Source organism: Hymenobacter properus (genome assembly GCF_015694735.1).
GTDB classification, from domain to species: Bacteria; Bacteroidota; Bacteroidia; order Cytophagales; family Hymenobacteraceae; genus Hymenobacter; species Hymenobacter properus.
This window is the reverse complement of sequence record NZ_JADQDP010000002.1, coordinates 500,455-516,890: the sequence shown is the minus strand read 5'-3', so window position 1 is coordinate 516,890 and position 16,436 is coordinate 500,455. Positions and strand designations below refer to the sequence as shown.

Below are 16,436 nucleotides of genomic sequence, written 5' to 3'. Positions count from 1 at the left end.
CGAATTGACCTGAATATGTTTGCTAGCATCCGGCTTTTATAGCGCAGGCAAGCGCTGCCACGCGGCTACTTGTGCCACCACCGCGGCGGCCTCAATGGCCCGGATGCAGGTGCAAGCGGCAGGCTGCTGGCGGCAGTCCTCGCAGTTCGGCTTGTCGAACACGACGAAGCCAGCGTGTGCACCCAGCGGGGCCCAACGGCCGGGGTGCATGGGCCGGATGGGCGGGTAGAGGCCCAGCGCGTGTCGGCCCAGCGCAGCGGCCAAGTGAAGCGGGCCGGTGCTGCCGGCCACGAGGCCATCGGCGGCGGCAATAAAGGCGATGAACTGGGGCAGGCTGAGCTGGCCGGTGAGGTCGGCGGCGAGAAAGGCGGCGTTTTGCGTCAGCCAGTCGGCCAGCTCCTCCCCTTCCGCGGCCGTGCCGGTGACGAAGACGCGGTGGCCGGCCGCGTGCAGCAGTTGAGCGAGGCGAGCATAATTATCCAGCCCCCACTCGCGGGCGCTGCCCCGGCTGCGCGGGTGCAGAAGGACGTTGAGCTGGCCGGGTTGACGCCGATGGAGTAGTTCCTGAAACGCGGACGCCAACGGCTCGGCGGCTTGCAGGCGCACCAGCTTGGCTACTTCGGACAAAGGCGGGGTTTCGAGGAAACCCAGGGGGTGGAGCAGCTTTAGATTCAGCTGGGACTCGTGCAGGGGCGAGTGGCGGCGGCTGAGGGCCACCAGCCGGTTGCAGGTGAGCCAGTGCTGCCAGCGGTTGCGCGTGCCGATGCGAACGGGAATTCGAGCCTTCCGGGCGAGACGCGCCAGGGTTTTATTGGGGAAGACGTGGATGATGGCTGCGGCGCTGTAGCTACGCAAGGCAGCCACTTGCTCAGGCTCCGGCAGCTTCAGCAGTTCGTCCAGGTTCAGAAAATCATCGACCCACGGGCAGGCCGACGCTACAGGCGCGGTGTAGGTGCGGCCGATGAGCACCACCCGGCAACCGGGAAACAGCAGCTTGAGCTGCCCCGCCACGGGCAGGGTCAGCACCACGTCGCCGATGGCATCGGTACGGGAGACGAGGAAGGTCTGGCTCATGCTTCGGCGTTTTCCGTGCGGGTTTTCAGCTTGGCGAATTTCAGGAACACGCCCCAGGCCGATATGCCGGCGATACACAGGCCAGCAAAGCCATCGAGCAGGCCCAACCGGAAAAAGTAGCCGTGCACGAATTTCCAGAGCGGCTTGAGCAGCAGGTGAAACAGGCCTACCTGAGTTTTGCCGCGCAAGGCCAACTCCTGGGCCGTGATGCTGGTGAACTTGTTGAGCTGGCTGACGTGCTGCGCGATGCTGTGGTAGCTGTAGTGCAGGGCGTCGCCGGCGAGGGGGGCGGTGGTTTGACCTTCGTTCACTTCGTAGCGCTCGTGCAGGAGCAGGCCGGTCCAGCGGCCCAAGCGGCGGTCGTAGAGGCGCAGCTTGCGGTCGGGGTACCAGCCGCCGTGGCGCACCCAGTGGCCGCAGTAGTTGGTGAGGCGGGCGAGGCTGTAGGCAGCGTGCTGCCAGTTTTGCTTGGCCGCGCGGATGGACTGCCGCAGCTCCTCGGTCAGCACCTCGTCGGCGTCGAGTTGGAGCACGTGGTCGAACCGCGCTTGGCTGGTGGCGTAGTTTTTCTGCTCCACGTAGCCGGCGAAGGCATGCTGAATGACGCGGGCGCCGTGCTGGCGGCAGAGGTCCACGGTGGCGTCGGTGGAAAAGGAATCGACCACCAGCACGTCGTCGGCCACGTCGCCCAGCGCCTGCAGGCAGCGGACGATGTTGGCTTCTTCGTTGAAGGTGATAATGACGACGGAAAGTGGAACGGGCATGGGCCGGCAAAGGTAAGCGGAGGCCGAATGCGGGGCGGCGGCCATCTTTGTCGACGAAGCGGTATCCCCGCTGCCATAGCTGATGCCACCTGCGGAACTTTGTCGCTCCTATTTCCTGGCCCGTCGTTGGCGGTGGTTCTTTTGCTTGCTAGCGCCGCCGCTAGTGGCATTGCTCGTGGGGCTGCCCGCATCTGTGCTGCTACGGCCGCAGCCGGTGCCAGTGTTTTTTGTGCTGTGCTGCTTGCTGCCGTTTGGCTTGGCAATAATGTTTCTCTATGGGTTGGTGGAGGCCATCTGGGAGCGGGTAACGATAGCGCCGGATGGCGTAACGCAGGCCGAAGTTTTCGGCCACCGCCAGTTGGCTTGGATGGAAATCAGAGGCTATAAAATTGACCGCAACTACTTGCGCCTCTTGCCCACCGACACGCGGAAGCGCCCGGTTAGAATTGGGTTGCTGACGGAGCACATATCCGAAATCATCGACTGGGTGGTCGCATATTACCCTAACCTCAGCCCCCGAACCACCACAATTCAGTCCGAGCCACCATTCGCAGCGCCAGCTACGGAATCTGCCCAAGCCCGCCAACTAGCCGAAGCCCAGCAAACTGCGCGGCTCCTGAACGGGGGCAGCTGGCTGGCCGCAGCGTGGCTGCTTTTCCTGCCGGTGCCCTACTCCATGGCGGTGCTGGCGTGCCTGCTGCTTCCCCTGGCTGCTATTGCCGCACAGTGGCTATATCCCGGTATGCTGCGGGCCGATGAGCCCGATGCCGCGCCGGCACCGTCACTGGGCGTGAGCTTGTCAATTCCCGGGGTTGGCTTATTCATCCGGATGCTGCTGGATGCAGAATTAGTTAGCACATCGGCTATTCAGCCGTGGGCGTACCCTGTGGGCGGCACGTTTGCGCTGCTACTGTTGGCGGGAAGTTGGAGACAGCTCTTGAGCAAAAAGGGAATTGGCGGCTCCGTCATCATCATTGTCGTAACGGCGTGCTGTACGGCTACAGTGCTCCGGTGGCTTATGACGTGGCTTTCGACACCGGCCGGGCCGTCGACTACCGGCCTGTTCTGCTGCGGAAGTACATCAACGACGACGAACTGCCCGGCTTCAGCGCCGTGGTGCAGCCGTGGGGACCTTTCTCCGACTCGACTACGGTGCACGTGAGCAAGGCTTACTACCGCCGGCTACGGCCCGGCAGCCGCGTGCGGGTGCGCCTCATGCCGGGTGCGCTGGGAGTTCCGTGGTTTAAGGTAATGGAATGAAGCCAGCGGCGCTGGCATCGGTGGTTGCAGCCTGCCGCCGCGATTTTCCGTATGGCAAGCCGCACTCCGTGCGTAACTTGCGCCCGCATTCGTTTTCCCATACAATGAAAAAAACGCTCCTCCCCGGCCTGCTGGCCGCTGCCCTGCTGTCGTTTACGCTGCCGTCCTGCGGTCCTTCGGCCACGGAGGGTGACGACGATATTGCCACCGCCACGCTGCCGCCCCTGCCCGCCGCGCCCGACACCACCAAGGGTGCCAAGCAGGCCGAGCAGTTCCGCGAGCTGAACGCCGTGAACGCCACCGAAGACATCAAAAAGATGCAGCCCCAGATGTAATCTGGCCCTTGGCAGCTTCGCAATGAGCAATGAGACATGCCGGATGAGGCGTTTCTCATTGCTCATTTTTCGTTAAAGCCCTTCTTCCCACTTTTTCCTTTCTTCCTTTGGCTACTGATAATTACACCATTCGCCGCGGCGTCGAAGCCGATTTGCCCCAGGTGCTGGGCCTGATTCACGAGCTGGCGCTGTACGAGCGCGCGCCCGAGGCCGTGACCAACACGCTGACGGCCATGCAGCGCGACGGGTTTGGCCCGGCGCCCATCTTTGGATTTTTTGTGCTGGAAAACGAGGCCGCCGAAATTATCGGCCTCGCGCTGTTCTACACCGCCTACTCCACCTGGAAGGGCCGGATGCTTTATTTGGAAGACTTGGTGGTGACCGAAGCGGCGCGGCGCGGCGGCCTGGGCCGGCTGCTGTTCGATGCCGTGGTGGCCGAGGCCCGCGCCTCCGGCGCCGTGCGCCTGAAGTGGCAGGTGCTGAACTGGAACGAGCCCGCCATTGCCTTCTACCAAAAGCTGGGCGCCACCATCGAGAGCGAGTGGTTCAACGGCAACCTTGACGAGGGCCAGCTGGCCACTTATGCAGTGGCGCCAGCGGCCTCGGTGGCAGTGGCCAGACGATGATTTTAGGTAGTAGAAAAGATGTAGAACGTCATGCCTCGCCTCTGCTTGGCATGACGTTCTTTTTTTATCACGTAACTGCCTAATACCGCACAAACCTGCGGCTACCGGTTTTGCCCTGCGCGTCTTGCCAGCGCAGGATGTAGAGGCCCGGAATCAGACTGGCAACGTTGAGGGGCACCACGCTCAGGCCGGCAGAGAGCGTGGTAGAAGTGGTGCTGAGGCGACGACCCAGCCGGTCGTAAATGCGGAACACAACTGCGCCATCTGCCGCGGCGGGGTATTGCAGGCGCAGCACGTCGTCGGTCACCGGGTTGGGGAAGATGGAAGCCGTGGCGCTGGCCCCTTCGGTGGTGATGAGGGCGGGCGCCACGTTGTCGAGGGTGCCGTCGGGGCGCAGCAGGCGCAGGCGGTAGTAGTGCAGCCCGCCGGGCGTTTGCGCGTCCACGTACTGGTATTGGGCCGCGGGCGGGCGAGCGGCCACGGTGGCCAGGCGCGTCCAGGCAGCGGTGTCGCCGGCGAGGCTGCGCTCCACGGCAAAGCTGCTCAGGAAGCATTCGTCGCGGGTGGCCCAGCTGAGGGTGGTGCCCGTGCCGGCGGCGTACTGCGCCGCGAAGCTGGTGAGCGGCGCGGGCAACAGCGCGGGCCCGCCGCAACCCAGCTGCCGGAAACTGCGCACCCGCAGCACTTGCCGCCCACCGGCCACGTCGCTGCTGGTGCTGAGGGTGCGGGTGTTTTGGCCGCGGGCCACGGCGTAGTGCATCACGGCACCGGGCAAGATGAGGTGGGTGAGTTGCTGGGCGTGCCCCAGCTCGTGCACGGCCACCGACTCGAAATCAATTTGCCCCAGGGCCCCAACGGCCAGCGCGGGCCCAAACTGGAAGTTGGTCGCGTCATCGAATTGCATATCGATTTCCTTCACCCAAAACACCACCTCGCCGCTGGGCGCGTAGCAGCCGCGGTAGTAGCTGGTGGTGCGGCCCAGCACCTGGGCCGGCAGGTCGGCGCCGGCGTCGAAGGCTACCACGTTCTGGCCGTCGTCGGCAATGGCGTTGCTGGGGTTGGCGGCAGCCACGTCCCAGTTCATACCGGTTTGGCAGCGCCAGGTGGCCAGGGCCCGCTGCCAAGAGGCCGCCGCGCTGGTCGTGAAGTTGGGCCCGAAGCGAAAGCTGATGCCGCCGGTGGCATTGAGGGCAATGTGGTTGGGCCGCTGCAGCAGAGTGCCGTCGGTATTCTCGACGTTGGTGAGGGCGTAGCCGATGGTGACGGCACTCGCGCTTTCTACCACCGATTGGTCGGACGTGGTGATGCGCAGGGTGCCCGAGCCGGCCGGGTGGCCGTTGCTCACGGGCGAGCCGCCGTTGGCGGCGGAGGGCACCCGCACATCAATGCGGTTGTTGGTCCAGCTCAGGTAGTCGGCGGCGCGGGCTTTCACGCGGGTGCTGCCCCCGTCGTCGGCGTTGCGAAACTCGACGAAGCCCGCGCCCCGGCTGTTGCCAAACCCATCGCCGGTGATGGTGAGCACCGCGCCGGTGCCGGCGGGCAGGCGCTGGGGCGAAAAACCGCTGATGGTGGGCGCCATGTTGCGCTGCCCTGGGGCCGGGGCCATTGGCGCCAGCGCCGGATTGGCTTGCAGCAGCTGGCGCGGCTGGCCGGTGAGGTTGGTTATCTGCTTGAAAAAAGCAGCATCTAGTGCCGGATAGGTGCGAAAGGGCTCGGCGGCGGTGCGCTCGGCGGGGTTAAATTCAATAAAGCCCTGCTGGCTGGCGTAGGGCGTGTAAGCAGCGGCTGCGGGCAGGCCCGACCAGGGCGCCCGGGTTAGAAAAAAGACGCCCTGCTGGCCAGGAGCCAGCTGCAGCGTGTTGGTGAGCACCTGCTGGTCGAGGCCGAGCCGGCCGCCTTCGGTGACGAGCACGAGGCCGGTGGTGTCGGCTACCTGGCCCTTCAGCAGCGAAAACACGCGCAGCCGGTGCCGCGTGAACAGACGCGTGTGGCTGGCATTCCAGAAGCCCTGTGCATCGAGCACCTGGGCTTCTACTACCAAGGCTGCTTGATGGGCGCGTTGGGCTGGCTCGATGGGCTGCATGAGGCAGTGCAGCTCGGGCGCCTGGGCGCGGGCGCTGCCGTAAGCGGCCACCAGCAGCCCCAGTGCCCCCGCCACCCGGCGGCTTAACCCACGAAGAAATGGTAACGAAAGCGGCATAAACAAAGAAAAAAGCGAGGTGTGCCCAAGATACGGCAAACGCGCCGTGCCCGGCGCGCTTAGCGGCTGCGGTGGGCCTCGGCCGCTTCGCGGGCGAAGTGGCGGCCCTGCTGGTGCCGGCGCCAGTCGTGCCAGATGACGCCCACAAATACGTTGAGCCGGTAGCTAAAATACAGGCCATCGAAGTCTTCTTTATAGTCGACTTCGAACACCGACTTGCGGTAGCCGAGGCTGCCGCTCACGCCCACCCAGCGGAAGGGCTTGAGCAGCACCGCCACGCCGGCCTCGACGGGCACAAACAGGCCACGGGTGTTGGTGGGCGTGTTGCCGTTCTGGTCGGTCACGGTGTAGTGGCTGCGGCCCAGGCCCACCTCCAGCGGCAGGCTGATTTCGAGCCAGGGCCGGTGCACGAAGACGTAGCTCACGTTGGGCGTGAGGTAGGTGAGGCTGAGCTGCGGCGTGAGGGTGTCGGCTATTTTCTTGGTGCGCTTGCCGTTTTTGTATTGGTAGGTGTAGAGCGTGGCGTAGTCGCGGCTGAGGGTGTAGCCGCCCACGCCCAGGCGCCAGCGGTGGTTGGGCAGCACCACGCCCGCATTGAGCCCAACGACGTGCACCGCCGACGACTGCACAAAAGACTCCCGGTTGTCGAGCGAGAGCACGAAGCCTACCCGGCGATGCGCCGGGGCCGGCGGCAAGCAGGGCGGCCCCTCGGGCAAGGCCAGCGAGTCGTGCGGTGCAGCCTCCGGCTGCTGCGCGGCCGCCGGGCCTGCCAGCGCCAGCAGTAGCAGCAGGCCCCAGCAACGGCAATGAAAATCAGTGTATATTAGCCTCATGCGCTCAAAGCTAGGAGCGCACCAACCGGGCCCCTGCCGAAAAACGGCCAATTCCGTTTCACGCTCTACAGACTACCAAAAATGCACCGGGTTTAGTCGGCAGCGGGCGCGGGCTGTGGCAGCCACGAGGGCGAGCCACCTGCCACCACAGGCCAGCCGTCAGCGTACGTAATTTGGTCGAGCAGCAGCACACGACGCGAGTAGCCCTCCGAGTCGTCGATGGCGTCGAAGGTGGGCTGGCGCGGGTCGATGGCGTGGCAGGCCAGCCAGTCCTGGCCGGCGCCGTCGGTCACCACGCAGTTGTGGCCGGGGGCGAGCCAATGAGCGTTGGCAGCCAGCAGGGCGGCGTGGGGGTTGCCCGTGGCCGCGGCGTAGGTTTCGAAGGGACCGGTGGCGTGGCGGGCGCGGGCCACCAGCACGGCGTAGTGAGCGTGGGGGCCGCAGCAGTTATCGCCCGAAAAAAAGAGGTAGTACCAACCCTCGTGGTAATGCACCCAGGCGCCTTCCACTAGGCGGTGGTAGTCATTGGGGTCGTTGCTGCCGCTGGGAAACACCACGGCCTGCGCCACGCTGCCAGGCGCGAAGCTAAGCCGGTCTTCGGCCAGCTCGCGCACCCAGATGGGCCCGAAGCCCGAGCCCCAATACAGCAGCCGCTGGCCGGTGGCGGGGTCGTCGTAGGCCATGGGGTCGATGCAGGTGAAGCCGGGGCCGGGCAGCAGCGGCCGGCCGCAGTCGCGGAACGGGCCGGCGGGCGCTTCGGCCACGGCCACGGCCAGGCTGAAGAAGTCGGCGCCGTCGGGCCGGGTAGAGTAGTAGAGGTAATAGCGGCCGCCGTGCTCGCTCACGTGCGGCGCCCATATTTTCTGGCTTTGCAAGGCCCAATCGGGCTTTTCGGGCAGGCCTTCGCCAAGGTAATCCCAGTTTACCAAATCCTGCGAGCGGGCCACTTGCAGGTTGATGATGGCGCCGGCCCGCTTGGTTTGGGTACCGTAGGCGTAGTACCAGCCGTCGGCGGCGTGGATAAGGGTTGGGTCCGGGAAGTTGTCGTCGATGACGGGATTTTGGTACATGCGAGGCTTCGGGGGTACAAGACTGCTATTGGCAACAGCTTTTTAGTACATACGAGGTTTCGACGGTACAAGAACATCAAGCTTCAACTGTTTCCCGCTTGGCGCTCTGCGCGTTTCGCCGCTGCACCACAACCTGCCTCTTCACCTTTGCAACACCCGCACCGGCTGTTGTTGCAGCCACACATAGGCCGATGCCACGTCATCGAAGGTACCAATATGCGGGTTTTCGACGGCTTGCACAATGGCCTCGGTGGTTTGGCGGGCCACCAGGCTGCGGGGCAGCACCCACGCTATGTATTGCAAGCCCGCGTTGCGCATCTCTTCTACCCACCACGCGCCCCACAGCGAGAGCTGCATGGTGGTGCGGATGATGCTAGAATTGTCGTTGAGGATTTTGGCGCAGGGGTGGGCCCGCAGGCTGTCGAGCATCAGCAGGCAGCAGGCCTGCGAAGACTCCTGGTCATGTTCGCCCTTCCAGTCCACGTACAGCCATTGGTTCGGCGCATCGTAGCCGATGAAAATGGCGGGCGTATCAACAATGGTTTGCAACTGCATGGGCAACCGAAGGCAGCAATGAAGCTACAAAACTAAGGCCGGCGGCTATTTCAGAGCGGTCGACAGGAGGAAGGGTTGTTTGCAGCCGGGCCACGGCGGCAGCTATTAGCTTTGTGGTTTGGCCCAGCGGGGCGCGGGGGTTCCGGCGCGTAGTTGAGCTGCTTTATTATTCTTTCTTTTCTCCTTTATGTTCCGAAAAATCGTTGTGCTGCTGGCTCTCTTTTGCGCCCCCTACAGCCTGCTGGCCTGGGGCGTGCTGGGCCACCGGGCCGTGGCGCGCATTGCCGAAAACCACCTCTCCCCCACTGCCAAGCGCGAAGTAGCCCGCATCCTGGGCCGCGAAACCATGCCGCTGGTAAGCACCTGGGCCGACGAGCTGCGCAACGACCCGCAGTTCAAGGAAACGGCCCCCTGGCACTACGTGAACGTACCCACCGGCCTCGACTACACCGCCTTCGCCGCCCAGCTCAAGGCTACCGTGCAACCGGCCCCGGCCCTGCCCGCCAACGCCTACGCGGCCCTGCTGCAGATGCGCCAGGACTTGAAAGACCCCAAGAAAACGGCCGACGAAAAGCGCATTGCCCTCAAATTCCTGATTCACCTGGTGGGCGACGTGCACCAGCCCCTGCACCTGGGCCGCCTCGAAGACAAGGGCGGCAACACCATTCAGGTGAACTGGCGCGGGCGCGACACCAACCTGCACAGCATCTGGGACGGCGACCTGGTGGAATACCCCGGCTTCACGTTCACTGAAATGACGGCCGCATACGACCACCCTACTTCTACCCAGGTTAAGGAATGGCAAAAAAGTGACCCCACGGCCTGGCTGTTTGAGTCGTACCAGCTGTGCTCGCCCATTTATGCCAGCGCGGCCACGCCGCCCACCAAGTTCGACTGGCACTTCTACCCCACTTTCGGGCCCACCGTGGAAGACCAGATTCTCAAAGCCGGTATCCGGCTGGCCGGCATGCTGAACGAGGTGTTCGACAAGTAAAAAGCCCCGGCTCAGTGTTGAGCTCAAAGCCCTTTGGAATGCGCAGGTTGCATTTCGAGGGGCTTTTTGCTGTCCGGCCGTGCAAGCTGCACACTAGCAACATTGGCGCAACATCGTGCGTCCTACCGCACAGGCAAGCGGCCTTTTCGCGCTTGCCACCGTGCTTATGTCTCCTGCTTTACATCAACTGCCGGCCCACGTGCCCCACTCCCGCAGCCGCGTGCACGTGGTGGTAGAAACGCCCAAGGGCAGCCGCAACAAGTTTGCCTTTGAGCCTGATTTGGGTGTTTTCAAGCTGAAGGGTACGCTGCCCGAGGGCCATAGCTTCCCGTTCGATTTTGGGTTTGTGCCTTCGACAAAAGCCGCCGACGGCGACCCGCTCGACGTGCTGCTCATCTTGCCGGCGCCCGCGTTTGCCGGCTGCGTGGTGGAGGCCCGCCTCATCGGGGCCATTGAGGTGGAGCAGCAAGAGAAAGACGGCCAGGTGGTGCGCAACGACCGGCTGCTGGCCGTGGCCGCCGACTCGCGCGAGCACCAGGGCATGCGCGAAATCACGGATTTGCCCAAGGAGCAGCTGCACGAAATCGAGCATTTTTTCATTTCCTACAACGCCGTGAAGGGCCAGGAGCTCAAGATTCTGCGGCGCGTGGGGTCCGAGCGGGCCCACGCGCTACTGGCTCAGGCCGCGGCGGCTAAGCCCTAGCGCCATGCAAGAGCTGATTGACACCCTTTTCGGCCCCGACGCCGACTCGCACACCATCACCGCCCTGCAAATGACGGTGCGGGCCGGGCTGGTATTTTTTGCGGCGCTGGTGCTGCTGCGGTTTTCGGGCAAGCGCACGTTTGGCGGCAACACGGCTTTCGACATGGTGGTGAAAATCATGCTGGGGGCGGTGCTGAGCCGGGCGGTGGTGGCGGCCTCGCCCTTTGGGGGCACGCTGCTGGCCGGGCTGGTGCTGGTGGGCCTGCACCGGCTGCTGGCCTGGGCCTCGTTCCGCAGCGAGGCCGTGAGCCGCTTGGTGAAGGGCGACGCCGTGCTGCTGGCCGAGCACGGCCAGCCCCACCCCGAAACCCTGGCCCAGCACAACCTCACCCACAACGACCTGCTGGAAGGCCTGCGCGACAGCGGCAACGTGGCCTCGCTGGCCGATACCGAAGCCGTGCGCCTGGAGCGCAACGGCAGCATCAGCGTGGTGAAGAAGAACGGCTAGCCCGCATTGCCCTGGCGCTGCAGCCAGCCAAAGGCCGAGGCCAGGTCGTCGAAGGTGCACACCGTGGGGGCTTCAATGTCGAGCACCACGCCTTCGGTGCTTTGCCGGGAGATAAGCTGCCGGGGCAGCACCCAGGCCAGATAGCGCAGGCCGGCGGCGTGCATTTGCGCCACCCACTCCAGGCTGCGGGCCGAGAGCTGCATGGTGGTGCGGGTGATGTTGGAGTTATCGTTCAGGATTTTGGCGCAAGGAAACGCCCGCAGGATTTCCAGCATCAGCCCGCAGGCCGCCCAGGACGAATCGGCGTCGTGCTCGCCCTTCCAGTCCACGTAGAGCCACTCGTTGGCCTCGTCGTAGCCAATGGAAATGCCAGGGGTGTCAACGATGGGGCGCAACTGCATGCAATGGGTAGAGGTGGGGCAAGGCGCGCCTGGCGCTGGAACCACCAAAAATACGCGAGCGCCTGCGGTTGGTCAACTATTCATTCGTTGCATCCAATTTGCCCAACTGCTAGCGTTGGCCGAACCGCTTTGCTGCGGCTGCCTCACCGGCGACTTGCATCATGAGCAGCCACGAACTAGCATGAATCGGGTTACAGAATGCTTCTGCATCGGAGCGCCGGGCCTTTTCTTCACCATCTGACACCAATGGTATTCACACCGGGCCGAATACGGGGCGCTCCGTGGGCTGGCAACACCGGATGGACTTCTTTACGCGGAAAATATCTTGGAGCAAAGCAGCCATTGGCGGGCAACCTCAGCTACTTCTGAAGGGACAGTTGCTAAAAGCCCAGTAATATTCTTTACCTTTCTGTGATTTAACAGCATTATATCCGGAGCAGTTCGCTCACTTCGCTCCCGTATGCTCCTACCTGCCTACATGGTAACTCCCGTTTTCAGCATCTCCGATTACGCGAAAGCCATTGAGTTCTACATTGGTTGGCTGGGCTTTCGCATCGATTGGGAAGAAATGCGCAACAAGCAGCCCGTTTACGTGCAGGTATCGCGCGGCGAGGTCATTCTCCACCTCAATGCCTTGCCCGACGACGTGCCACCCGGCGCCAAAGCCCGGGCCGAAATGCAAGGGCTCTTGGCCTTCCACCGCCAATTGCTGAATAAAAACCAAGCCACCCGCCTCAGCCTCGAGCCCGCTTACTGGAACAACCGCGTGCTGGAAATGGAGGTCGTCGACCCCTTCGGCAACCGCATTGTGTTCTGCGAATTTGCCACGCTGCCGGCGTAGCGGGCTGCCGGCTCAGGCCGGCTGTCCGCTTGAAGTGCCCCGATACCTGCCAAACGACGAGCGGACAGCCGGCCTGAGCCGGCAGCCCGCGCCCATACGTCTGCTCTGCCTACTTCTTCACCGCCTTAGGCGCAACCGGCTTAGCTACCGGCGCCCATTTCTTTACTGGTTTTGGCGCGGCTGGCACGCGGGCCACGGCCACTGGCACAAGGCTGTTCAAATAAGTTTCGAGATGGGTGTAGCCGTTGGCGGCGCGCAGGGCGCGGTCGGCGGCGTTCTGCGGGTTGAGGCCGTGGGCTTTTTCCCAAGCGTCGGGCATGCCGTCGTGGTCGGCATCGGCTGGGGCGGGGGCCGATTTCAGCACCGGCCAGGCGCGCTGGCTCACGCTGTAGGGCGTGCCGTGGGGGTAGTGGCCCTGCACGTCGATGAGGGTGCCGGTGCCGGTGCGCACCTCGCCCACGATGCGCTGGTCCAGGGTGTCGCGCACAGGCCGGATGGCGCCGGCGCCTTGCAGCACCGCTTCGTAGGCCGTTTTGGCCGGCTGCAGAGTGAAAGGGCCCAGGGCAAACGGCTGGGTTACTTTCGACTGCACGGTGTCGGCGGCGGTGCCGCCGTTCATCACCACGCCGCTCCAGTTGTGGGCCGTCACGGCCGGGGCGCCGTCCACATAGTTGCCGGCCAGGTAGAACTTGCCGTAGGGCAGGCGGCCCTTTTCCTTGTCGATTTTATAGGGATTCAGCACCTGGGCGCGGGTTTTGGGATTGGTGCTCGGGCCGGGCTTGTAGTAGTTATTAACGACGTTGTAGTTGCCGCCCTCGCCGGCGTATACGTTGTTGGTGCCCCAGTCGTAGATGACGTTGTTGCTGAAATCGCAGTTTTCGAAGCCCGCCGGGTGGGTGTAGCGGCTGCCGTTGAAGCGGGGCGTGCGGTTGTTGCAGTGGGCAAACAGGTTGTGGTGGAAGGACGAATGCTGCCCACCCCAGATGCCGCCAAAGCCGTGCCGCTCAAAATCTTTGTCGCCGGCCTCGTAGTGGTAGGAGTAATTCAGCGGCTCGGCAATGAGGTTCCACTGCAGAGTGGTGCTGTCGCCCTCGTACACGGAGAAGGCCTCGTCGGTGCTCCAACTCATCGAGCAATGGTCGACCACAAGGTGGTTGTTGCGCGTGCCGCCGAAGGCATCGTCGCCCCCGGCGCCGTCCACGAAGCCCTTGTTCTGGTTTTTGTCGCCCATCCGGAAGCGGATGAAGCGCACGATGACGTTGTTGGCCTTCACCGACACCGGGTAGTCGGCCAGGCAAATGCCGTCGCCGGGCGCGGTTTGGCCCGCAATGGTGGTGTTGGCCTTGCTAATGGTGAGCGGCGAGGCCAGGTGAATGGTGCCCGACACCCGGAACACGATGGTGCGGGCCGGAGCTTTGTCAGCGCTCAGTTGTAGGGCGTAGCGCAGGCTGCCGGGCTTGCCGTCATCGAGCAGATTGGTTACTTCGAGCACCGTGGTGGGCGCTGCTGCTGTTCCCCGCCCGCCGCTGGTGAAACGCCCCGCCCCTTCGGCCCCCGGGAAGGCCAATAGGCCCTGCGCCCGTGCCGGACCGGCGGCCATCAAACCCAAAACGACTACTCCCACGGCCCGCCGGGAAGCCACTTTTGAAAAAAAATCTTTGAAAAAGAATACCATGTGCCTAACTTGAGCTTGCAACTTGGCAGCTCCGGCGTGAACGTGCCGTGAAAACTGCCAGCTGCGGGCGCACAGAAACCGCGCCAGGCTCACGCCATCGATTGCATAGAATTTGTTTGCTGACAGGCAACTTCCTTTTTGGCAGTTGCGTGTTAGAATGTTCTCAGGCCTACCACCCCCTGCCGGGCCGCTTCCCCGATTCGCTTACCTTACTCGTTCGTTATGCGCCTTGCTTTCCTCTCCTTCGCCATAGCAACCTTCGGCGGAATTCACGCGGCCGCTGCCCAGCAGGCCGACTCGCGGGTGTCCGCTTCGGGCAACACCCAGGAGCGTATTGCCCTCTCGGCCCGGCCCGAGCGCGCAGCCCCCGCCCGCCCGCGCCTGGCCTGCGCCCCGCTTATCGGTACCGTATATGACCCCAACGGCAAGCCACTGACGGGCGCCACTCTGCTCATCAAAGGCACCCACGACATCTACGTGACGGACTCGGAAGGCCGCTTTCAGCTCACCGACCCGGTGTACGAAGGCCAGATTCTGGACGTGCAGGCGGCGGGCTACGGTATGATTGAGGTGCCGCTCGACGACTGCACCCTGCCGCGGCTGGTGCTGGCGCCCCTGCCCACGGCCAAGTTCCGCCAGTATGGCAAAAAAGAAGGCCAGCTGATGCGCCTCAACCACCGCAGCACCAACCTGCACTAAACTTTTGGAAAACCGGCCGCGCCGGGCGCCAATGGAGTAAGTAGCCGATGTTTCCGACTGCCCCATTGGCGCCCGGCGCGGCATTTACGGCTTGGCCTCCCAGCAAAAAGCGGATGGCGCAAGGGCCCGGGCGAAAGGTTATGGTGTGTAATAACGGGCTGGGTGCGACCTTCACGCACCAATGAAGACACGCCTTTTCTGCGGCGCGCAGCCGCTTGCTCGTCTGTTGCGGCTGGTAGCCCTGCTCATCTTTACGGGGTTGCCAGGGCTGGCAACGGCCCAAACGCCCGGCGCTGCACTCTCCAAAGTGTGGGTGCCGGACCTGGGCAACGGCCGCTACAAAAACCCCGTGCTCTACGCCGACTACTCCGACCCTGACGTGGTGCGGGTGGGTAGCGACTTCTATTTGACGTCGTCGAGCTTCAACTGCGTGCCGGGCCTGCAGATTCTGCACTCCAAGGATTTGGTGAACTGGACCATTATCGGCAGCGTGTTTAAGGAACAGCCGCCGCTGGCGCGCTACCGCGAGCCCCAGCACGGCAACGGCGTGTGGGCCCCGGCCATTCGCTACCACAATCAGGAGTTCTACATCTACTACCCCGACCCGGACCTGGGCATATTCGTGACCAAGGCCAAAAACCCGGCCGGGCCGTGGTCGGCGCCGGTGTGCGTGAAGGAAGCCAAGGGCTGGATTGACCCCTGCCCGCTCTGGGACACGGACGGCAAGGCCTACCTCGTGCACGGCTTTGCGGGCTCGCGGGCCGGCATCAAAACCATTCTGGCCGTGAGCCCGATGAGTGCCGACGGCCGGCGCCTCACCGGCGACGACGTGCTGGTGTTCGACGGCCACGCCGGGCATCCTACCCTGGAAGGGCCGAAATTTTACAAGCGCAACGGCTACTACTACATTTTTGCGCCGGCCGGGGGCGTGCCCACGGGCTGGCAGCTGGTGCTGCGCTCGAAAAGCGTGTACGGGCCTTATGAGGAGAAGATTGTGATGGACCAGGGCAAAACGCCCATCAACGGCCCGCACCAGGGCGCCTGGGTAGACACCGACGCGGGCGAGGACTGGTTTCTGCACTTCCAGGACCAGGGCGCCTACGGCCGCGTGGTGCACCTGCAGCCCATGGTGTGGAAAAACGACTGGCCTGTTATCGGCGAAGACCCCGACGGCGACGGCAAGGGCCAGCCGGTGCTCACCTACCGCAAGCCGCGCATCAAAAGCCCTGCGCAGCCGCTGGCCACGCCGCCTACTTCAGATGGGTTTGCGGGCACGGTGCTGGGCCGGCAGTGGCAGTGGCACGCCAACCCGCAGGACTACTGGGCCTACCTGAACCCCACGGCCGGCGCGCTGCGCCTCTACTCGGTGCCGCTGCCCGAGGGCTACAAAAACCTCTGGCAGGTGCCCAACCTGCTGCTGCAAAAGCTGCCCGCCGACGTGTTTACGGCCACGGCCAAGCTCACCTTCAGCCCCCGCGTGGAAGGGGAGAAAGTGGCGCTGCTAATGATGGGGCTCGATTACGCTTACATTTCGCTTACCAACCAGGGCGGCAAGCTGCAGCTCAGCCAAAGCGTGTGCAAAGATGCCGACAAGGGCACGGCCGAAACCAGCACCCCCGCCGTGGAGGTGCCCGCCGCCCGCGCCGGCCAGCCCCTCTACCTGCGCGTGGCCGTGAAAGCCGGTGCCAAGTGCCAGTTCAGCTACAGCTTCGACAACCGGACTTTTGAACCGCTGGGGGCCGAGTTTCAGGCCCGCGAGGGCAAATGGATTGGGGCCAAGGTGGGCTTATTCTGCTCCCGCACAACCAAATTCAACGACTCGGGCAACGCCGACGTAGATTGGTTTAATATAGAAAAAATTGTATATTAAGGGAAAATTCCATTCATCGCGATACCCT

General features: G+C 63.8%; 17 protein-coding genes. 9 read left to right on the top strand and 8 right to left on the bottom strand.

The features are described from left to right. Positions 1–36 precede the first annotated feature (36 nt). Both I2I01_RS08345 and I2I01_RS08340 read right to left on the bottom strand, forming a co-directional pair. A complete protein-coding gene (locus I2I01_RS08345) occupies positions 37–1,074 on the bottom strand; it encodes a glycosyltransferase family 9 protein (protein WP_196285991.1) in 1,038 nt (345 codons plus the stop codon). Then, on the bottom strand, positions 1,071–1,838 hold the full coding sequence (locus tag I2I01_RS08340; protein ID WP_196285990.1) for a glycosyltransferase family 2 protein: 768 nt from the start codon (positions 1,836–1,838) through the stop codon (positions 1,071–1,073). Before I2I01_RS08340 ends, I2I01_RS08345 begins: the two co-directional genes overlap by 4 nt. Before the next feature lie 987 nt (positions 1,839–2,825). Here I2I01_RS08340 and I2I01_RS08335 point away from each other — a divergent pair. The 3 genes from I2I01_RS08335 (at position 2,826) to I2I01_RS08325 (ending at position 4,059) form a co-directional block, all read left to right on the top strand. Next, positions 2,826–3,098 (top strand): hypothetical protein, encoded by a 273-nt coding sequence (locus I2I01_RS08335; protein WP_196285989.1) that lies wholly within the window; start codon positions 2,826–2,828, stop codon positions 3,096–3,098. Positions 3,099–3,202: 104 nt separating this feature from the next. Next, positions 3,203–3,433 (top strand): hypothetical protein, encoded by a 231-nt coding sequence (locus tag I2I01_RS08330; RefSeq protein ID WP_196285988.1) that lies wholly within the window; start codon positions 3,203–3,205, stop codon positions 3,431–3,433. A 107-nt stretch (positions 3,434–3,540) separates the two neighbouring features. Continuing rightward, positions 3,541–4,059 (top strand): GNAT family N-acetyltransferase, encoded by a 519-nt coding sequence (locus I2I01_RS08325; protein WP_196285987.1) that lies wholly within the window; start codon positions 3,541–3,543, stop codon positions 4,057–4,059. Between the two features lie 79 nt (positions 4,060–4,138). On the opposite strand, the gene I2I01_RS08320 is transcribed toward I2I01_RS08325, so the two are convergent. From I2I01_RS08320 to I2I01_RS08305, 4 genes are all read right to left on the bottom strand, one after another. Beyond that, positions 4,139–6,259, bottom strand: coding sequence for a T9SS type A sorting domain-containing protein (locus I2I01_RS08320; protein ID WP_196285986.1), 2,121 nt, complete (start codon positions 6,257–6,259; stop codon positions 4,139–4,141). A gap of 59 nt (positions 6,260–6,318) precedes the next feature. After that, positions 6,319–7,092: a hypothetical protein gene (locus I2I01_RS08315; RefSeq protein ID WP_196285985.1), complete on the bottom strand. Its 774-nt coding sequence runs from the start codon at positions 7,090–7,092 to the stop codon at positions 6,319–6,321. A 92-nt stretch (positions 7,093–7,184) separates the two neighbouring features. Further along, positions 7,185–8,162, bottom strand: coding sequence for a glycoside hydrolase family 43 protein (locus tag I2I01_RS08310; protein ID WP_196285984.1), 978 nt, complete (start codon positions 8,160–8,162; stop codon positions 7,185–7,187). A gap of 141 nt (positions 8,163–8,303) precedes the next feature. Beyond that, positions 8,304–8,717: a hypothetical protein gene (locus I2I01_RS08305; protein WP_196285983.1), complete on the bottom strand. Its 414-nt coding sequence runs from the start codon at positions 8,715–8,717 to the stop codon at positions 8,304–8,306. A gap of 187 nt (positions 8,718–8,904) precedes the next feature. On the opposite strand from I2I01_RS08305, the gene I2I01_RS08300 reads away from it, so the two are divergent. From I2I01_RS08300 to I2I01_RS08290, 3 genes are all read left to right on the top strand, one after another. Then, positions 8,905–9,711 (top strand): S1/P1 nuclease, encoded by an 807-nt coding sequence (locus tag I2I01_RS08300; protein WP_196285982.1) that lies wholly within the window; start codon positions 8,905–8,907, stop codon positions 9,709–9,711. Positions 9,712–9,877: 166 nt separating this feature from the next. Next, on the top strand, positions 9,878–10,414 hold the full coding sequence (locus tag I2I01_RS08295) for an inorganic diphosphatase (protein ID WP_196285981.1): 537 nt from the start codon (positions 9,878–9,880) through the stop codon (positions 10,412–10,414). A gap of 4 nt (positions 10,415–10,418) precedes the next feature. Beyond that, complete coding sequence (locus tag I2I01_RS08290) at positions 10,419–10,922, top strand: DUF421 domain-containing protein (RefSeq protein WP_196285980.1); 504 nt, start codon at positions 10,419–10,421, stop codon at positions 10,920–10,922. Here the strand turns inward: I2I01_RS08290 and I2I01_RS08285 are convergent. Further along, positions 10,919–11,323 (bottom strand): hypothetical protein, encoded by a 405-nt coding sequence (locus I2I01_RS08285; RefSeq protein WP_196285979.1) that lies wholly within the window; start codon positions 11,321–11,323, stop codon positions 10,919–10,921. The genes I2I01_RS08290 and I2I01_RS08285 overlap by 4 nt on opposite strands. Positions 11,324–11,801: 478 nt before the next feature. Here I2I01_RS08285 and I2I01_RS08280 point away from each other — a divergent pair, with 478 nt between their 5' ends. Further along, complete coding sequence (locus I2I01_RS08280) at positions 11,802–12,164, top strand: glyoxalase superfamily protein (RefSeq protein ID WP_196285978.1); 363 nt, start codon at positions 11,802–11,804, stop codon at positions 12,162–12,164. A gap of 109 nt (positions 12,165–12,273) precedes the next feature. On the opposite strand, the gene I2I01_RS08275 is transcribed toward I2I01_RS08280, so the two are convergent. Continuing rightward, complete coding sequence (locus I2I01_RS08275) at positions 12,274–13,788, bottom strand: pectate lyase family protein (RefSeq protein WP_196285977.1); 1,515 nt, start codon at positions 13,786–13,788, stop codon at positions 12,274–12,276. Between the two features lie 273 nt (positions 13,789–14,061). Here I2I01_RS08275 and I2I01_RS08270 point away from each other — a divergent pair, with 273 nt between their 5' ends. Together I2I01_RS08270 and I2I01_RS08265 are read left to right on the top strand one after the other, a co-directional pair. Next, entirely contained in the window at positions 14,062–14,538 is a 477-nt protein-coding gene (locus I2I01_RS08270; RefSeq protein ID WP_196285976.1) for a carboxypeptidase-like regulatory domain-containing protein, read from the top strand. A 181-nt stretch (positions 14,539–14,719) separates the two neighbouring features. Continuing rightward, positions 14,720–16,408: a glycoside hydrolase family 43 protein gene (locus I2I01_RS08265; RefSeq protein WP_196285975.1), complete on the top strand. Its 1,689-nt coding sequence runs from the start codon at positions 14,720–14,722 to the stop codon at positions 16,406–16,408. Positions 16,409–16,436: the final 28 nt, after the last annotated feature.

What these genes read in the sequence shown, in the direction of transcription:
- I2I01_RS08345 (WP_196285991.1), bottom strand. Translation starts at nt 1,074, where the DNA reads ATGAGCCAGACCTTCCTCGTCTCCCGTACCGATGCCATCGGCGACGTG.
- I2I01_RS08305 (WP_196285983.1), bottom strand. Translation starts at nt 8,717, where the DNA reads ATGCAGTTGCAAACCATTGTTGATACGCCCGCCATTTTCATCGGCTAC.
- I2I01_RS08340 (WP_196285990.1), bottom strand. Translation starts at nt 1,838, where the DNA reads ATGCCCGTTCCACTTTCCGTCGTCATTATCACCTTCAACGAAGAAGCC.
- I2I01_RS08295 (WP_196285981.1), top strand. Translation starts at nt 9,878, where the DNA reads ATGTCTCCTGCTTTACATCAACTGCCGGCCCACGTGCCCCACTCCCGC.
- I2I01_RS08290 (WP_196285980.1), top strand. Translation starts at nt 10,419, where the DNA reads ATGCAAGAGCTGATTGACACCCTTTTCGGCCCCGACGCCGACTCGCAC.
- I2I01_RS08280 (WP_196285978.1), top strand. Translation starts at nt 11,802, where the DNA reads ATGGTAACTCCCGTTTTCAGCATCTCCGATTACGCGAAAGCCATTGAG.
- I2I01_RS08310 (WP_196285984.1), bottom strand. Translation starts at nt 8,162, where the DNA reads ATGTACCAAAATCCCGTCATCGACGACAACTTCCCGGACCCAACCCTT.
- I2I01_RS08270 (WP_196285976.1), top strand. Translation starts at nt 14,062, where the DNA reads ATGCGCCTTGCTTTCCTCTCCTTCGCCATAGCAACCTTCGGCGGAATT.
- I2I01_RS08330 (WP_196285988.1), top strand. Translation starts at nt 3,203, where the DNA reads ATGAAAAAAACGCTCCTCCCCGGCCTGCTGGCCGCTGCCCTGCTGTCG.
- I2I01_RS08300 (WP_196285982.1), top strand. Translation starts at nt 8,905, where the DNA reads ATGTTCCGAAAAATCGTTGTGCTGCTGGCTCTCTTTTGCGCCCCCTAC.
- I2I01_RS08285 (WP_196285979.1), bottom strand. Translation starts at nt 11,323, where the DNA reads ATGCAGTTGCGCCCCATCGTTGACACCCCTGGCATTTCCATTGGCTAC.
- I2I01_RS08315 (WP_196285985.1), bottom strand. Translation starts at nt 7,092, where the DNA reads ATGAGGCTAATATACACTGATTTTCATTGCCGTTGCTGGGGCCTGCTG.
- I2I01_RS08320 (WP_196285986.1), bottom strand. Translation starts at nt 6,259, where the DNA reads ATGCCGCTTTCGTTACCATTTCTTCGTGGGTTAAGCCGCCGGGTGGCG.
- I2I01_RS08265 (WP_196285975.1), top strand. Translation starts at nt 14,720, where the DNA reads ATGAAGACACGCCTTTTCTGCGGCGCGCAGCCGCTTGCTCGTCTGTTG.